Origin of the sequence: Sorangium sp. So ce385 (genome assembly GCF_051474135.1) — a bacterium.
Taxonomy (GTDB): Bacteria; Myxococcota_A; Polyangia; order Polyangiales; family Polyangiaceae; genus Sorangium; species Sorangium cellulosum_D.
Genome location: NZ_CP150337.1, coordinates 3,069,831 through 3,085,544, shown reverse-complemented (window position 1 = coordinate 3,085,544; position 15,714 = coordinate 3,069,831). Strand labels below are relative to the sequence as shown.

Annotated in this window: 12 protein-coding genes; 7 read left to right on the top strand and 5 right to left on the bottom strand. The window is 72.5% G+C overall.

Annotated elements, in window-relative coordinates; translation table 11 throughout:
* Positions 1–53 precede the first annotated feature (53 nt).
* The 3 genes from WME83_RS11575 to WME83_RS11565 form a co-directional block, all read right to left on the bottom strand.
* Positions 54–1,406 (bottom strand): extracellular catalytic domain type 1 short-chain-length polyhydroxyalkanoate depolymerase, encoded by a 1,353-nt coding sequence (locus tag WME83_RS11575; protein WP_437319328.1) that lies wholly within the window; start codon positions 1,404–1,406, stop codon positions 54–56.
* A 952-nt stretch (positions 1,407–2,358) separates the two neighbouring features.
* A complete protein-coding gene (locus WME83_RS11570) occupies positions 2,359–3,579 on the bottom strand; it encodes a cytochrome P450 (RefSeq protein WP_437319327.1) in 1,221 nt (406 codons plus the stop codon).
* A 478-nt stretch (positions 3,580–4,057) separates the two neighbouring features.
* A complete protein-coding gene (locus WME83_RS11565; RefSeq protein WP_437319326.1) occupies positions 4,058–5,470 on the bottom strand; it encodes an L-serine ammonia-lyase in 1,413 nt (470 codons plus the stop codon).
* Positions 5,471–5,699: 229 nt separating this feature from the next.
* Here WME83_RS11565 and WME83_RS11560 point away from each other — a divergent pair, with 229 nt between their 5' ends.
* The 7 genes from WME83_RS11560 (at position 5,700) to WME83_RS11530 (ending at position 14,060) form a co-directional block, all read left to right on the top strand.
* Entirely contained in the window at positions 5,700–6,491 is a 792-nt protein-coding gene (locus tag WME83_RS11560) for an OmpA family protein (RefSeq protein WP_437319325.1), read from the top strand.
* A gap of 16 nt (positions 6,492–6,507) precedes the next feature.
* Positions 6,508–7,776 (top strand): glycosyltransferase, encoded by a 1,269-nt coding sequence (locus WME83_RS11555; protein WP_437319324.1) that lies wholly within the window; start codon positions 6,508–6,510, stop codon positions 7,774–7,776.
* Positions 7,777–8,045: 269 nt separating this feature from the next.
* On the top strand, positions 8,046–9,446 hold the full coding sequence (locus tag WME83_RS11550) for a cytochrome P450 (RefSeq protein ID WP_437319323.1): 1,401 nt from the start codon (positions 8,046–8,048) through the stop codon (positions 9,444–9,446).
* A 42-nt stretch (positions 9,447–9,488) separates the two neighbouring features.
* On the top strand, positions 9,489–10,013 hold the full coding sequence (locus WME83_RS11545) for a 2'-5' RNA ligase family protein (RefSeq protein WP_437319322.1): 525 nt from the start codon (positions 9,489–9,491) through the stop codon (positions 10,011–10,013).
* Between the two features lie 197 nt (positions 10,014–10,210).
* A complete protein-coding gene (locus WME83_RS11540) occupies positions 10,211–11,779 on the top strand; it encodes a serine/threonine-protein kinase (RefSeq protein ID WP_437319321.1) in 1,569 nt (522 codons plus the stop codon).
* 74 nt (positions 11,780–11,853) lie between these two features.
* Positions 11,854–12,924 (top strand): hypothetical protein, encoded by a 1,071-nt coding sequence (locus WME83_RS11535; RefSeq protein WP_437319320.1) that lies wholly within the window; start codon positions 11,854–11,856, stop codon positions 12,922–12,924.
* An 11-nt stretch (positions 12,925–12,935) separates the two neighbouring features.
* Positions 12,936–14,060: a hypothetical protein gene (locus tag WME83_RS11530; protein ID WP_437319319.1), complete on the top strand. Its 1,125-nt coding sequence runs from the start codon at positions 12,936–12,938 to the stop codon at positions 14,058–14,060.
* 160 nt (positions 14,061–14,220) lie between these two features.
* Here the strand turns inward: WME83_RS11530 and WME83_RS11525 are convergent, their stop codons facing one another.
* The gene (locus tag WME83_RS11525; RefSeq protein ID WP_437319318.1) at positions 14,221–14,913 is read right to left on the bottom strand and encodes a hypothetical protein; all 693 of its coding nucleotides are present in this window, start codon (positions 14,911–14,913) and stop codon (positions 14,221–14,223) included.
* Positions 14,914–14,979: 66 nt separating this feature from the next.
* The gene (locus WME83_RS11520; RefSeq protein ID WP_437319317.1) at positions 14,980–15,459 is read right to left on the bottom strand and encodes a hypothetical protein; all 480 of its coding nucleotides are present in this window, start codon (positions 15,457–15,459) and stop codon (positions 14,980–14,982) included.
* Positions 15,460–15,714 lie beyond the last annotated feature (255 nt).

Here is a 15,714-nt window from a genome sequence, read left to right as displayed (position 1 = left end):
CGTGACATGTCACGGTTCGAGGCGGGACATGTCACGGTTCGAGGCGTGACATGTCACGGTCCGAGGCGTGACATGTCACGGTCCGAGCTTCGCTGCCGTCGGCGGAACGTCAACAGCGCGAGGCCCATGGCGACGACCGCTGCCGTCGAGCTCATCGGCTTCGCATCGCCGACGACATAGGCGCATCCGCCCGATTCGGATGCGGAATCCGGGCCCGCGCCGGGGTCGTCGCTGCCCGCGACGCCGGTCGGGGTGCTGCCGCCCGTGGTGCCGCCGCCGCCCGTGCCGCTGCCGCCCGTGCCGCTGCCGGCGGGCTGCCCGCCAGAGCCGGCGTTTGCGCCCCCGCCGGTGGTGCTCCCCGCGTCCGGTCCGGCGCCGCCCCCAGAGCTGACAGAGCCGCCCACGCCGCCCGCGCCGCCCATGCCACCGCCGCCGTCGGGCCCTGGACAACCGGGCTCTGGATCGGCGCCGCCGGCCTCGTCGAGGCCGAAGAACGCGAGGATGGCGTCGGCCTCGTAAGGCATGGAGTGCGCCCCGTTTTTTCCGGACCAGGCCTCGAACACCGTGTAGCCACACTCGTTCTTCCAGAACTGGCGCTCATAGGTCGTTCCGTTCGACGTCGTGCTGTCGGTCGAGGTCGGGGCCTCGCTCAACCCCAGGACGTTGGTCCACTCCTTGATCGCCTCGCCCTGGTTCTTGTAGTTGATCGTCGCGTCCGCCGTGCCGTGGAAGATCTGAAGACGCGGGCGGTGTCCCGTGTAGCCAGGATACATCGCGCGGACCTGGTCTCCCCATTGCTCCGCCGTCTTGCTCGTCCTGCCCCCCGCGCAGTTGCCGCTCCACTGGTTGCTCGGGTCGAAGCCGTCGGCCCAGCACCCCGCCGGCACCCCCGCCCTCGCCGCGCCGGCCCTGAAGATGTCCGGGTACACGGCCAGCATGGCTTGGGTCATCATCGCTCCGGAGGAGCCGCCCATCACGTAGACGCGCTTCGGGTCGCCGCCGTACTTCTCGAGCGTGTATTTCACCATCTGAGCGACGGCCTGCGTGTCGCCGCCGCCGTCGTGGGTCAGGGACTTCGTAGAGCCGACGTCCCAACAGTTCCGGCCGGTGGCCTCCGGAAGGACGATGATGAAGCCGTTCTGGTCGGCCCCCGCGCGGATCCCCGAGATGCTGTTGAAGAACCCGCTCACCGGCGTGCTGCACGAGTGGCAGGCCACCACGATGGGTGGATTGTCCGCCAGCCGGTCCGGGACATAAATGTTCATGTTGACGTAGTCCGGTACGCCGCTCGCTCCCCACGTCGTCCGGTCCACCTTCACCACGGACGCCGCGCGCGCCGGCATGGCCGCGAGCAGTCCCAGAGACATCGACGCGACCACGAGGACGCGATCCTGAAATCGACGCATGTCGAGCACCTCTTGCGCTGGCGTCGCCGACGATGGCGCGCGTTCGCCGCGTCGATGCTAGTCGACGGCAGAACTTCGGCGCAAGCCGCGCTTCGAGTTCTTTCAATCCGGCAAAAGTTGAATCAAGCCATTCCGAGGCGCAGAACATTACAGCATTGCAGAAGACCGTGAGCCTGGGGTCTGCGCTGGCGCGCCGACGATCCGGTCAGAGCGCTGGGTGGGCCAAGCGCCCGCCGGGCGATCGTTTCTCAGGGAGAGCAATGGATCTGAGGGGGCAGGCTCTTGAGCAGCGTGCACCCCGGACGTGCGCATTCGATGGCGCAAGCCGCCTCCATCGTGGTGCACACCGTGCCCCCGCAGCGCTTGAGGTCGAAGCATCCGCTCCCCGCGGGACAGATGCCATGTTCACCACAGCGCGCGAGCGCATCACAGCGCGGCGCGGCCGCTTGCTGGACGCCGGCGGCCGGTGCGGCAGGGCTCTCCGCGGGCCGATGCTCGGTGCCCGGCGGCTGTGGATGGGGCTCTTGCGCCGGGGCGCCGGCGTCTTCTGCCGGGGCGCCGGCGTTCGAGGCAAGCGGTGAGCTGCGCGGCTCCTCGCGTCCGGTCCCCGCCCCCCCGACGCGGGTCGCGCCGACGCACGCCGAGCCGGCGACCACGACACCGAGGAGCAGCGGCAAGGCGGCTTGCCAGCGCGGGCCGCGGCGGTGACCTGTTGCGGAGCGTGCGCCGCGGAGCGCCCGTGGCTTCGGTTCATGCATCGGCGTTCGCATCGTGTCGACCCCCAGGGCTACGCGGCCGCCCGCACCTTTCGAGGCCAGCCTACCCGCGTCTCGGCGAGCTCGCCACAGCCTCGTTCACGGCTTCAGGCCGGGCGCCCAAGGGCGTGTTCGGGGGGAATCGCGCGCCCGCCCGGCCTCGCGGGGATCGTCGAGCGGAGCCGCGCTCGCCGGCTTCAGGCCGCGGGGAAGCGGACGCGCAGCGAGCTCGGCCCGCGGTCCTGCAGGTTCGACCCGGCGTAGCTCAACGTCGGTTCCGCGAGCTCCCAGCGCGGCAGCGAAAGCAGAGCGCGCAGCGACTCCTCCACTTCCATCCGGATGAGCGGGGCCCCCGGGCAGTAATGAGCGCCGCTCCCGAAGGTCAGGTGCCGGCTCTGCTGCCGGGTGATATCGAAGCGGTCCGGCTCGGAAAACAGCCCGGGATCGCGGTTCGCTGCGGCGATCATCGCGAAGACGAACTGCCCCTCGGACACCCTGGCGCCCCGGATCTCCGTGTCCCTCTTGCACATGCGGCTGAGGGAGAGCACGGACGGCTCGAAGCGCAGGCTCTCCTCGACCGCGCCGCGGACGAGGCCCGGCGCCTCCCGGAGCTTCGCGAGCTCTGCAGGGTGGTTGAGGAGCGCGAGCACGGTGTTCGCGATCTGGTTCACGGAGGTGACGAAGCCGGCGGCGACCATCTGGAAGCACTGCAGGGCCGCCTCGCCCGCGAGCTCGGTGTCACCGTCCTCCGCGGCGATGAACCTGCTCGCCACGTCCTCGCCCGGCGCCTTCCGGCGCTCCTCGACGAGCCTCGTCATGTAGTCGAGCATGTCGCAGCAGCTCTGCTTCACCGCCCGCTTCTGCTCCTCCGAGCTCACCCCGCCGCCGGCGAGCTTCAACAGATCCGTCGACCATCTCAGGAACTGCGGACGATCGGCGTCGGGTATCACGAACATCTCGGCCAGCGTGTTGAGCGCGACCGCCTCGGAGAACGCCGAGACGACGTCCATCTCGCCGTCGCGCCGCGCCCGCTCGATGGCCCGCTGCACGAGCCCCACGACCCGCGGGCGCATCCACTCGACCGCCGAGGGCGAGAACCCTTTCATGATGAGCTGTCGAAGCTGCGTGTGGCGCGGCGGGTCCTGGAAGAAGGCGAGCCGCGACAGGGAGTCGAACGTCTTCCTCGAGAGCTCGTCCTCCCCGAGCATGCCGAGGCCGCCGAGGAGCGCCGTCGCCCGCCGCGCGGTGAAGCTCGAGTCCCTCACGAGCCCCTCGATATCGGCAGGAGCGGTGATGAGGAAGCACTGTAGCGGCTCGAAGAAGTAGACCGGCGCCTCGGTCCGGAGCCGCTCGAGCGTCGGGAAGGGATCGGCGAAGAAGCGCTCGCTTGTGAGGTCGAATCCAGAGGGAACGGCCATGAGTCCTTCTTTCCTTGTGGCGCCCGTGGCGCGGCATGCGGCGCCCGTGGCGGCGGAGACCCACGGCCAGGCTAGGGTATTCCCTCGTGGCCGTGAAGCGCGCTGCCCGCGCGTCGATCGCCGCGCGACGGCGCCCGAGATGGGCGCGACGCTCCGCAGTGCGCCCTGCGCTCAGCCGGCAGGCGCGGTGTGTGCGACGTTTGCGGCAGGTGTGGCGCACGCGCGCAGGGCGGCTGCGCAGCGTGGCGATGCGGTGGACCGGTGATGCCGCGGGCCCTTCGACGTGTGCGACGCGGCGGCGCGCGGGGATAGTTCCGTGCGTCAGAAATCCCGCCAGGGATCTGCCTCGCTAGGGAAGAGAATTTAACGCAAAGGCGCAAAGACGCAAAACTACAGATCTTTTTTGCGCCTTTGCGCCTTTGCGCCTTTGCGTTGAACTCTCTCTCCGGATCCGTGGCCAGACTCCTGGTGGGTGGAGCTAGCACTCCGGCAGGTGGACCCCGACCTCCAGCGGCACCTCGACCACGTTCACCGCGAGGCCGCCGCGCGCCGTCTCCTTGTACTTCGACTCCATGTCCGCGCCCGTGTCGCGCATCGTCTTGATCACCTTGTCGAGGCTCACGAAATGCGCCCCGTCGCCGTGCAACGCCATGCGCGCGGCGCTGATCGCCTTGATCGCGGCCATCGCGTTGCGCTCGATGCACGGCACCTGGACGAGCCCGCCCACCGGATCGCACGTGAGCCCGAGGTTGTGCTCCATCGCGATCTCGGCCGCGTTCTCCACCTGCGCCGGCGTGCCGCCGAGCCCCTCGGCCAGCGCGCCCGCGGCCATCGAGCACGCGGAGCCCACCTCGCCCTGACACCCCACCTCCGCGCCGCTGATCGACGCGTTCTCCTTGTAAAGAAGGCCGATCGCGCCCGCCGTCAGCAAGAACCGGATCACCCCCTCGTCCGTCGACGTCGGCACGAAGCGCCGGTAATAGTGCAGGACCGCAGGGATGATCCCCGCCGCGCCGTTGGTCGGCGCCGTCACGACGCGGCCCCCGGCGGCGTTCTCCTCGCTCACGGCGAGCGCATAGAGGCTCACCCAGTCCATCGCCGTCAGCGGATCCCGGAGGCCCGCCTCGGGGCTCTCCACGAGCTTGCGGTACAGCGCCGGCGCGCGGCGCGCCACCTTGAGGCCGCCCGGCAACACGCCCTCTGTCCGGAAGCCGCGCCGCACGCACTCCTGCATCACCGCCCAGATCCGCAGGAGGCCCGCCCGGATCTCCGCCTCCGGACGGAAGACCTTCTCGTTCTCCAGCATGACCTGGCTGATGGGCAGGCCCCCGGCCGCGCACGCCGCGAGCAGCTCCGCGGCGCTGTGGAACGGATACGGGAGCGGCGTCGCGTCCTCCTCGATCGGATTCTCCCCCTTCGCCGCGCCCTCGTTCACCACGAAGCCGCCGCCCACCGAATAATACACCCGCACGCGCAGCGGCGCGCCGCCCTGGTCCAGCGCCGTGAAGCGCATGCCGTTCGGATGGAAAGGCAAGCTCCGGTGCAAGAAGGCGAGATGCCCCTTCACCTCGAAGCCGATCTCGTGCCGGGCGAGCAGCGACAGCCGGCCGCTCCGCCGCACGCCCTCGACGATCTCGCCCGCGCGCTCGACGTCCACGCCGTCCGGCGTCTCGCCCATGAGCCCGAGGATCACGGCCTTGTCGCTGCCGTGGCCGCGGCCCGTGGCGCCGAGCGAGCCGAACAGCTCCACCCGCACCGACGCGGTGCGGTCGAGCAGGCCCGACGCGTCGAGATCCACCGCGAACATCCGCGCCGCGCGCATCGGTCCGACCGTGTGCGAGCTGCTCGGCCCGATGCCGATCTTGAAGAGATCGAAAATGGTGACTGCCATGTGCGCTGGTGCGCCGGAGAGCCTCGCAGGGGCGCCGCTCGACGCCCGCCGACACTACGGGATCGCGCCGGCGACCGCCACCGCCGCGCCGGCGCGGCGCGGAGAAGCGCGGCGGCGGACGCGGCAAAATCGCGCGGCGCGCCGGACGCCCGCCGGCGCGGCGCCGGCGTCCCGGTGGTATACTCGGCCCGTCTTCCTGACTTCCCTCACCCTCCGAGATGAGGTCCCCATGCGCCATCTCCCGGCCCTGCTCGTCGCCGCCTCGCTGCTCGCCCCCGCCGCCGCTCGAGGCGACGGCCCGGCCCCCGCGCCCGCGCAGGGCGAAAAGGCCCCCAGGCCGCCGGCGCTGGAGGTGACGATCGACCGGTCGAAGGTGGACCTCAAGGGCCGCCAGATCGAGGTCAAGCTGTCGCGCGCGGCCGCCAAGGTGCGCATCAAGGTCGTCGGCCAGTCGGGCGCCGTCCTCGCCGAGGAGGAGAAGCCGTTCGGCGGGGCCGCGGCCGGCACGCCGCTCGCCGTGACCTGGACGCCCTCGAGCGACGAGACCGTCGCGCGCATCGAGGTGTTCGGTTACGACACCCAGGGCTACTGGGCGGGGGTCGCGATCCTCCCGTGGAACGTGAGCATCCCCCACGAAGAGGTGCAGTTCGAGACCAACTCCGACGTCATCCGGGCGCCCGAGGTGCCCAAGCTGGAAGCGAGCCTCCAGAAGATCTCGGAGGTCGTCGCGAAGACCAGCGAGCTCGGCAAGATCACCCTGTTCATCGTCGGCCACACCGACACCGTGGGCAGCGTGGAGCACAACCTCGCCCTGTCGCGGCGGCGCGCGCGCGCGATCGCCGCCTGGTTCAAGGGCCGCGGCCTGAAGCTCCCGGTCGCGTTCGAGGGGCTCGGCGAGTCGGCGCCGCTCGTGAAGACCGCGGACCAGGTGGACGAGCCGCGCAACCGCCGCGTCGACTACATCCTGTCGGTCGAGCCGCCGCGGCTGCCCTCGGGCGACGCGTCCTGGAAGGCGCTCTGAGGCGAGCAGGCCCCGCATGAAGACCACCGTGCTCGCCGTGGGGACCCGGGGCGACGTCCAGCCCGCCATCGCGCTCGGCAAGGCGCTCGCCGCCCGCGGCCACGACGTCCGCGTCCTCGCCGGCAAGAGCTTCCAGGGCTGGATCGAGGCGCACGGGCTCACGGCGATCCCGGCGAGCGTCGACACCGTCGACATCATGGAGAGCGACCTCGGCAAGGCGTGGGTGGCGCGCGGCACCGATCCCATGGCCCAGCCGCGGATCCTGCAGCAGATCATCGATCGCTACGGCGCGGAGATGTCCGAGGACGCGCTGCGCGCCTGCGAGGGCGCCGAGCTCATCCTGAGCAGCTTCACCTCGGATACGTACGCGGCGTCGATCGCCGAGGCCTCCGGCGCGGTGCAGGTCAGCATGCCGCTCCAGCCCGCGATCCTGGCCACGCGCCACGGCCCGACCGCGATGGTCGCGCCGGTCCCGCGCGGGGACAGCGCGCTCAACCTCCTCGTGGGCAAGCTCCTGATCGAGCCGACGGTGTGGCGCTGGTACGCCGGCGTGACGAACCGCGTGCGGAAGCGGCTCGGCCTGCCGCCGCAGGGCCGGCGCGCGTACCTGGCCGCGCTGCGCCGCATGCTGGTCGTCCACGGCTACAGCGCCCACGTGGTCCCGCGCGCCCCGGACTGGCCGCCCGGCTTCCACACGACGGGCTACTGGTTCCTCGACGAGGGCGGCGCGTACCGGCCGCCCGAGGCCCTCGAGCGGTTCCTCGCGGCGGGCGAGCCGCCCGTCGCCGTCGGCTTCGGCAGCATGACGTCCCACGATCCCGCCGCGACCACCCGGCTCCTCGTCGACGCGGTCGTGCGGAGCGGCCGGCGCGCGGTCCTGCTCGCGGGCTGGGCCGGGCTCGGCGACGCCGCGCTCCCCGACGCGATCCTGCGGATCGACGCCGTGCCGCACGACTGGCTGTACCCGCGCGTCGCCGCGGCGGTGATCCACGGGGGCGCCGGCACCGTGGCGTCGTGCCTGCGCGCCGGGCGGCCCGCGGTGGTCGTCCCGCACCTCGGCGACCAGCTCTACTGGGGCCGGCGCGTCGAGGAGCTCGGCGTCGGCCCGCGCGCCATCCCGCGGCCGCGCCTCACCGCCGAGGCGCTCGCGGCCGCGATCCACGCCGCCGCGACCGACGCCGGCATGCGGCAGCGCGCCGAGGAGCTCGGCCGCAAGATCCGCGGCGAGGACGGCGTGGCGACGGCGATCGGCCACATCGAGCGGCGCCTCGCGGCGCGCGGGTGACGAGCGCGTCGTCCGGGTAAACCGCGCTCAGAGCACGGCCTGCGCGCCCTCACCACATCTCCCCCGGCGACGCGCGAGGCCCGCACGCCGCAGGCGTGAAGAAATCTATTTACAACATCGACTCTCCCGGGGTCTGGCCTCCTGTACTCTCGTCCGATCCACGAGCGGGCGCTCCGGCCGTCGAGCGGCCCGGCGGCGCTCGCGCTCGCATTCGCACTCGCACCCGCACTCGCACCCGCACTCGCACTCCACTTCCGGACGAGGCCACCATGCCATCAGACCTTCTCGCCAGCAGCCCTGCGCGTGCCGCCGCCCGCGCGAGCCGGCCGCCGTCGACGCGCGGCTTCCCGCTCGTGGGCGCGCTCCCGCGCCTGATCAAGGATCGTTTCGATTACCTCCTCTCCGCCCGGAAGGAGCTCGGCGATCTCTATGCGCTCGATCTCGGGGCCACGCGGCTCATCGCGCTGAATCACCCGCGGCACGCCCAGCACGTCCTGCGCGACCACGCGCGCAACTACCGCAAAGGAGGCCCCTTGTGGGAGGGCGTGCGCGACCTCCTCGGCAACGGGCTGCCCACGAGCGAGGGCGACTTCTGGATGCGGCAGCGGCGCATGATCCAGCCGGAGTTCCACCGCGATCGGCTCGCCGCGATGTGCGACCTCATGGTGCAGGCCATCGACGACGGGCTGTCCGGCTTCCACGCGGCCGCCGCCGCGGGGCGCCCGGTCGACGCCGAGCGGGAGCTGCCGCACATCACGATGAAGGTCATCCTCAACACGCTGTTCGGCACCGGGATCACCAAGGAAGAGGCGGCGACCGTCGGCGACGCGCTCCGGTACGCGAACGACTTCCTGCTCCTCGGCGTCGTGCTCCGGTCGCTGCCGAGCTGGGTGCCGTCCCCGGGGCGGCGCCGCTTCGAGCTGGCGGTGAAGAGCATCGACGAGCACGTGTTCCGCTTCATCGCGCAGAGCCGGGCGCAGCCGGGGAGAGGCGGCGATCTGCTCACGATCCTGCTCCACAGCGTCGACGCGGAGACCGGCGAGCAGATGACCAGCCAGCAGCTCCGGGACGAGGCGGTCACGATGTTCCTCGCCGGCTACGAGACGACCGCCGTCGCCCTCGCGTGGGCGCTCCACCTCCTGGTCGAGCACCCCAGCGTCCTGCGGGCGCTCGAGGCCGAGGTCGACGCGGCGCTCGGCGACCGGCGGCCCGGCTTCGCGGACGTCCCCAGGCTCCCGCTCGCGCTCGCGATCTTCCAGGAGGCGCTCCGGCTCTACCCGCCCGCCTACTGGATCCCTCGCACCGCCATCGAGGACGACGAGATCGACGGATTCCACATCCCCGCCGGGACCATGGTGGGCGTGATGAGCTATGTCCTCCACCGGCACCCCGACTGCTGGGAGAGCCCCGAGACCTTCGATCCCGGCCGGTTCGCGCCCGAGCGCGCGCGCGGGCGGCACCCGCTCTCGTTCGTCCCGTTCGGGATCGGACAGCGGCAGTGCGTCGGAAAGGAGTTCGCGCACATGGAGGGTCAGCTCATCCTCGCCCGCATCGTCCAGCAGTACCGGGTGAGCGCGGTGCCGGGGCGGACGACGCGGCTGGCCATCGCGGGCACGCTGCGGACGTCCGGCGGCGTGTGGCTCCGCCTGGAGCCGCGCGCGGGTCGGTAGCAGCGCTTGCCCCCGGGGCGCGGCGGCGCGAGGGAGTCGGCGATGGCAGAGGACAAGGCGTTCGCTCTGTGGCTCGTCCCCGGCGGCGCGCCGGCCGCGCGGCTCCGGGAGCTCATCGCGGCGCTCGCCCGGGAGACCGGCGGGCCGGCGTTCGCGCCGCACCTCACCCTGGTCTCCGGGCTGCGCGGCGACGGCGCCGCGCTGGCCGCGCAGCTCGGCCACCTCGAGGGCGCCCTCCACGCCGTGGAGCTCCACGCGCGCGGCCCCGCCGTCGGCGCGTCCCGCCACCAGTGCGTGTTCCTCGACGTGGCGCTCACCGAGCCGCTCGCGGCGCTGCGCCGCGCCGCGCAGGCCGCGCTCGGCGCCGGCGAGAGCCCGTTTCGCCCGCACGTGAGCCTCGTCTACGGCGACCTGCCGGAAGACCGCCGCCGGTCCCTCGCCGCGGATCCGCGGGTGCTCTCGCTCGGGCGCGACCGAGGGTGGGCCGAGCGGCTCGAGCTGTGGGCCGTGGACGGGCCGACCGAGCGCTGGCGCTGCGTCGAGGGCGTCGCGCTGACGCGCCCGTGAGCGCCTCGCCGGGCGGGCGCCGAGCGTCGAGCCGCCCGCGGCATGCCCGGGTACGCGTGTCCGGGCGCACAGCTCCGGCAGTTCCGCCGCGGCGGCGCGGCTCGCCGGCGCTTTGTGTCCCGCGCGCAGGGCGCGGCGCTCCGGAGTAGGTGCTCCCTCGGATCTCGGCTAGCCTACGGGCCATGGTGGCGGCTCCCGTGGCGATAGGCGATGTGCTGGCGGGCAAATACCGCGTGGAGCAGATCGTTGGCGCAGGCGCGATGGGCACGATCGTCGCCGCGTGGCACCTGGAGCTCGATCAGCGGGTCGCGATGAAGTTCCTGCACTCGCCCGGCACCGAGGGCGGCGACCCGGCGGAGCGGTTCCGGCGCGAGGCACGCGCGCTGGCCAGGATCAAGAGCGAGCACGTGGCGCGCGTCCTCGATGTCGGCTCGATGCAGGGCGGGATGCCCTACATGGTCATGGAGTTCCTGGAGGGGAACAACCTCGCGGAGGAGATCCGCGCGCGAGGTCCGCTCCCCGTGGTGGAGGCCGTCGGGTACGTCCTCGAGGCCATCGAGGCGATGGCCGAGGCGCACGCCGCGGGGATCGTCCACCGCGATCTCAAGCCGGCCAACCTGTTCCTCGCGCGCCGGCCCGACGGCGGGCGGATCATCAAGGTCCTCGATTTCGGGATCTCCAAATCGATGCTCGGCGGCTCGCGCGACGAGCTGGCGCTGACCAAGACAGCGGCGCTCCTCGGCTCGCCGCTCTACATGTCCCCGGAGCAAGTGCGCTGCGCCAAGGACGTGGACGCGCGCACCGACATCTGGGCGCTCGGCGTCATCGTGTACGAGATGCTGATCGGCCGGACGCCCTACAACGGCGACTCGGTGCCGCAGCTCTTCGCGTCGCTGCTCCACGAGACGCCCCCCACGATGGCGCAGCTGCGCGCCGACGTGCCGCGCGAGCTCGACGCGGTGGTGATGCACTGCCTCGCCAAGGACCCCGAGCAGCGGTGGAGGAACGTCGGCGATCTGGCGGCGGCGCTGCTCGCGTTCGGCCCGGCCGGGAGCCACGTGCACGTCGAGCGGGCGCGCCGCGTGCTCGGCCTCCCGGGCGCCCGGCCGCCGGCGTTCAGCCAGCCCGGCATCTCGCTCCCTCCGCCCGGCGCGGCGACCGGCGGGCAGCTCGCCGGAGCGCGCCTGTCCGTGCCGCACGGCGCGCCGTCGCCCGCGGCGTCGGCGGACACGGGGCCCGCGGTGAGCTCGTGGAGCAACACGGGCCAGGTCCCGCGCGCGGGGCGCAAGGGGGCGCTCGTCGGCGCCGCCCTCGCGGTCGGCGCCGCGCTGGCCGCGTTCTCGTTCGGCGCCCTGCTCTTCCTCTTCGTGCGCCCCGGGAGCACCGCCGGCGAACAGCCCCCCGCGCCCGCGGCCACGCAGCTGCCCGGCGCCGCCGCGCAGGATCCCGCGCCCGAGGCCGCGCCGGGCGCCGCGAGCGCCGCCCCGCCCGGCGCGACCGCCGCGCCGGAGCCGCCTACCGCCGCCGGCAGCGCCGCCGCCCCGGAGCCGCCCGCCGCCGGCAGCGCCGCCGCCCCGGAGCCGCCCGCCGCCGCCGGCAGCGCCGCAGCGCCGGCGGCGGCCTCCAGCCCGCCTCCCGCCTCCCGGCCGGCCGCGCCGCCGGCGAGCGCGACGGCCCGCCCCGCCGAGCGCCCGCAGCCCGGCGCGGGCGCGCCGCAGGAGCCGCGCCGGAACACCACGATCAGCGACTTCGGCGGGCGGCGCTGAGCGCGGCGCCCGCGTCAACCGGGCGACGGCCCTCGGACGCCGTCGCGGCCAGCTTGGAGGAGAGTACAGGACGAATGAGACGGCATCAGCGAAGCACCGCACACCCCGTCGCGCTGGGTCTGTGCGCGGCGTTGATCTCCGGGGCGCTCCCCGCGCGGGCGGAGCCGAGCGCCGCCGAGAAGGCGACGGCGGAGGCGCTCTTCGACGCGGCGCTCGATCTGATGAAGCAGGGGCGCAGCGAGGAGGCGTGCCCGAGGCTGGAGCAGAGCCACCGCATCGACCCGGGGATCGGCACGCTGCTCTACCTGGCCGAGTGCTACGAGAACACCGGCCGCACGGCGAGCGCCTGGGCCACGTTCCGCCAGGCCGCGTCGGAGTCGAGGGCCGCGGGCCAGGCCGAGCGCTCCCGCAAGGCGCAGGCGAGGGCCGCCCGGCTGGAGCCGGGCCTGTCCAAGCTGAGCATCGGCGTCGCCCCGGAGAACCTGGCCCTCCAGGGGTTCGCGGTGCGCTCCGCCGGAAAGCCCGTCGAGCCGGCGATCTTCGGCATCGCGATCCCGGTGGATCCGGGCGAGATCGCGATCGAGGCGAGCGCGCCGGGCCATGAGACCTGGAAGACGACGGTGAAGCTCGGGAGCAACAAGGCGTCGGCGACCGTCGACGTGCCGGCGCTCAAGCGGCTCGAGGGGCCGCCGCCCGACCCGGTCAAGCCGGCGCCCACCGAGGCGGAGGTCGCCGCGCCCGCGGTCGGCGCGCCCGCGCCGGCGCCCGCTCCGGCGCCCGCTCCGGCGCCGGCGGCGTCGCGGGGCGACACGATGCGCCTGGTCGGCCTCGTCGTCGGCGGCGCGGGCGTCGTGGGGCTCGGCGTGGGGACGTTCTTCGGCGTGAAGGCCATCTCGAAGAACGGCGACGCCGAGGGCTACTGCAAGGGCGGCAGCACGTGCGAGGATCCGCGCGGCGTGACGCTGACCGAGGAGGCCAGCAGCGCCGCCACCGCCTCGAACATCGCGTTCGGGCTCGGGGCGGCCGCGCTCGCCGGCGGCGCGGTGCTGTACTTCGTGGCGCCGCGGGCGTCGTCGCGGGTCGAGGTGGGGCCGGTGGTGGGCGCGCGCAACGTCGGGCTGCGCGTCGGAGGGACGTTCCAATGAGGCGCCCCCTCATGACCGGGCTCTTGCCGCTCGTCCTGCTCGCCCCGCCGGCGCTCTTCGGCTGGCTCGGCTGCCACGCCATCGCCGGCATCGAGGACCGCACCTACGTTCCGCCGGAGGAGGAGCCGGAGCCTTCTCCTGTGAGCGAGGCGTGCGCGTCGTACTGCGCCGACGTGATGGCGAACTGCACGGGCGAGAACCAGGTGTACTCCACGCTCGACACCTGCCACGGCGTGTGCGCGGCGCTCCCGGCGGGCGATCCGCTGGAGCCGGTGGACAACACGCTCGCCTGCCGCGCGCGCCAGGCGGAGCTGGCGGGGCTCACCGGCGAGCCGGCGGTGCACTGTCCGGCGGCGGGCCCGGGCGGCGACGGGGAGTGCGGGACCGACTGCGAGAGCTACTGCGCGCTGCAGGCGGCGGCGTGCACGCCCGAGCTCCCCACGCAGGAGGAGTGCGTCGCCAAGTGCGCGGGGCTCCGGGACGTCGAGGGGTTCGACGCCATCGAGAACCACGAGGGCGACACGCTGCAATGCCGGCTCGTGCACGTGAGCTCCGCGACGGTGGACCCCGACGAGCACTGCGATCACGCGAGCCTGATGCCGGTGGAGCCGTGCATCGAGCCGGAGGGGACCGAGCCGAGCTGCGAGGACTTCTGCCGGGTGGTCATGACGTCCTGCGAGGACGACCTGGCCGTCTACGACTCCGTCGAGCAGTGCCTCGCCGTCTGCGGGGCGCTCCCGCCGGGCGGGACGGAGGACCGGAGCGAGAACACGGTGGGCTGCCGCCAGTACCACGCCTACAGCGCGCTGCTGGCCCCGGAGACCCACTGCGGGCACGCGGGGCCGGGGGGCGACGGCCATTGCGGGCTCGACAGCGACTCCACGACGACGGGCAACTGCGCGTCGTACTGCACGCTGCTCGAGGCGGCCTGCAAGGAGGCGTTCGACGAGATCTTCGTGGAGCGGGGCGCGTGCGAGCTCGACTGCGGCGAGGTGTCGGGGGCGGGCCAGGACTCCGGCTACGCCGTCGCGAGCGCCGAGGGCGCCACGGTCGCCTGCCGGCTGCTCTACGTGAGCCGCGCGTTCGAGGATCCGACGCTGTGCGCCGCGGCGCTCGGGGACCCGCCCTGCCAGTGACGGGCGGCGGCGCCGCGCCGCCCTGTGGACCTTGACGCCTGCGTGCTCCAGGGGCTCGGCAGCGGCCGAGCTCCTGAATCGAGGCGCACGCTGGCGCGGCTCGTCACATTTCCTTCGTCACGGTGGCTGTGGCGGCACCCTGTGCGGCACCGAGCGAACCTCACAGCTCATGGTCCGCGGGCGCTTGTTCTCTACGCAAGAAGAACAGAACGGTGGCGCCCTCCTGCCGAGTATCCATCTGGAGCTCCATCGTCCCCAGCGATCCGCGGCGCAAGCTGAGCTGGACGAGCTTGTCGCCGGGGATGCGTGGCCATTCGGGGTGGGTCAGCTTCGCGCGACAGATGCTGGAAGAACAGACAACCTCGTCGACGCTGACCTGTGGCCCCAGCTGCTCGGGGATCAACCGTGCGATCACCGGCGCTGTCTCACGACGCCATGCTGGGTCGGCCGGCTCGGTGTTGACGCGATCGCTCAACCCGTCCCAGAATTTGATGCGCGCCTCGCGCAACGAACGCTCCTCTTCCTCGGGATCGAGCTGCTCGTGCGCGCCCGTGCTGTCGAAGCTGTCGCCGTCCTGCTCATCGCGGTCGCGAGGCCGGGCGGAGCCGAGGGGCTCGACCACATCCTCGCCAGCCGAGCCCTGCTGCGAAGGGACGGCTGCCTTCAACGTCGCGGCGCGCAGCCTGCGGACCTCGCGTTCCAGGGCCGCGATTCGCTGGCCGTCCTCCGCGCGCAAGGCGCCCTCGCGCTCGCTCGCCGGGGGCGCCGAAGCGCGCCCCCAGACGTATGCGCCCGCCGACGCTGCGATGCCAGCCAGCAGGATGAGCAGCCAGTGCGGTCGTCGTTCGATCACCGGTCCCCCGCGTGGACGTCCAGAGCTCATGGCCTACGTGGCTCGACTCGGCTCGCTCGGCTCGACTCAGAAGACGCGCACCGTGCTGATACCAGACGATCCACCCCCTGGAAGCAAGCAAGTCACGGAGTACGTGTGCGAAGAGCTCTGCGGCGAGACGGTGATCGAGGTGGTCTTCGTCACGAAGCCGGTGAAGGTTCCGGTCCCTGACGTTATGATTGGAGTATCGCCGACACCATTGCCATCCTGATCGAACACGCCTCCGATACACATCACGTTCGCGTCGTCCGCGGAGTCGGAGTTGAGATCAACCATGCGGATCCGGAAGGTCACCGTCCCTCCGAGCTGATGATCTACCGGGATCGGGCAAGTGACGACCTGCGCGCCGCTCAAGAGGTTTGTCAGGCCGTTGCTCGCTCGAAACACGGTCGTTTCCGAGGACGCGAAGCACGCCCCGGCGCTCGCGGTCGCCCCAGCCGACACGTCACCCGGGCTCGACAGGAGACCCAACGCAGGGAGGACTGCGAATTTCGCGAGCTTCTTCATGGTTCCACATTCCCTTTCCCCAAACAAAAAAAAAAAATCGACCAACGATCGGCTTGCCCGAACGCATGGACTGCGTGCGCCGGCACAATACCACCATGACCATCGCTCCGCATTGTCGGAATCATGCCGAGAGCGAGCAGAGATTCGGACTCCGCCAATGCGTCGCGCCGCGAGCTCGAGGGGCGCCGGCAAGGCCTCGCGCGGGCGACACGGCTCGGTGCCGAATAGCTATTGCGCTCCTTGCAGACGAGAGTC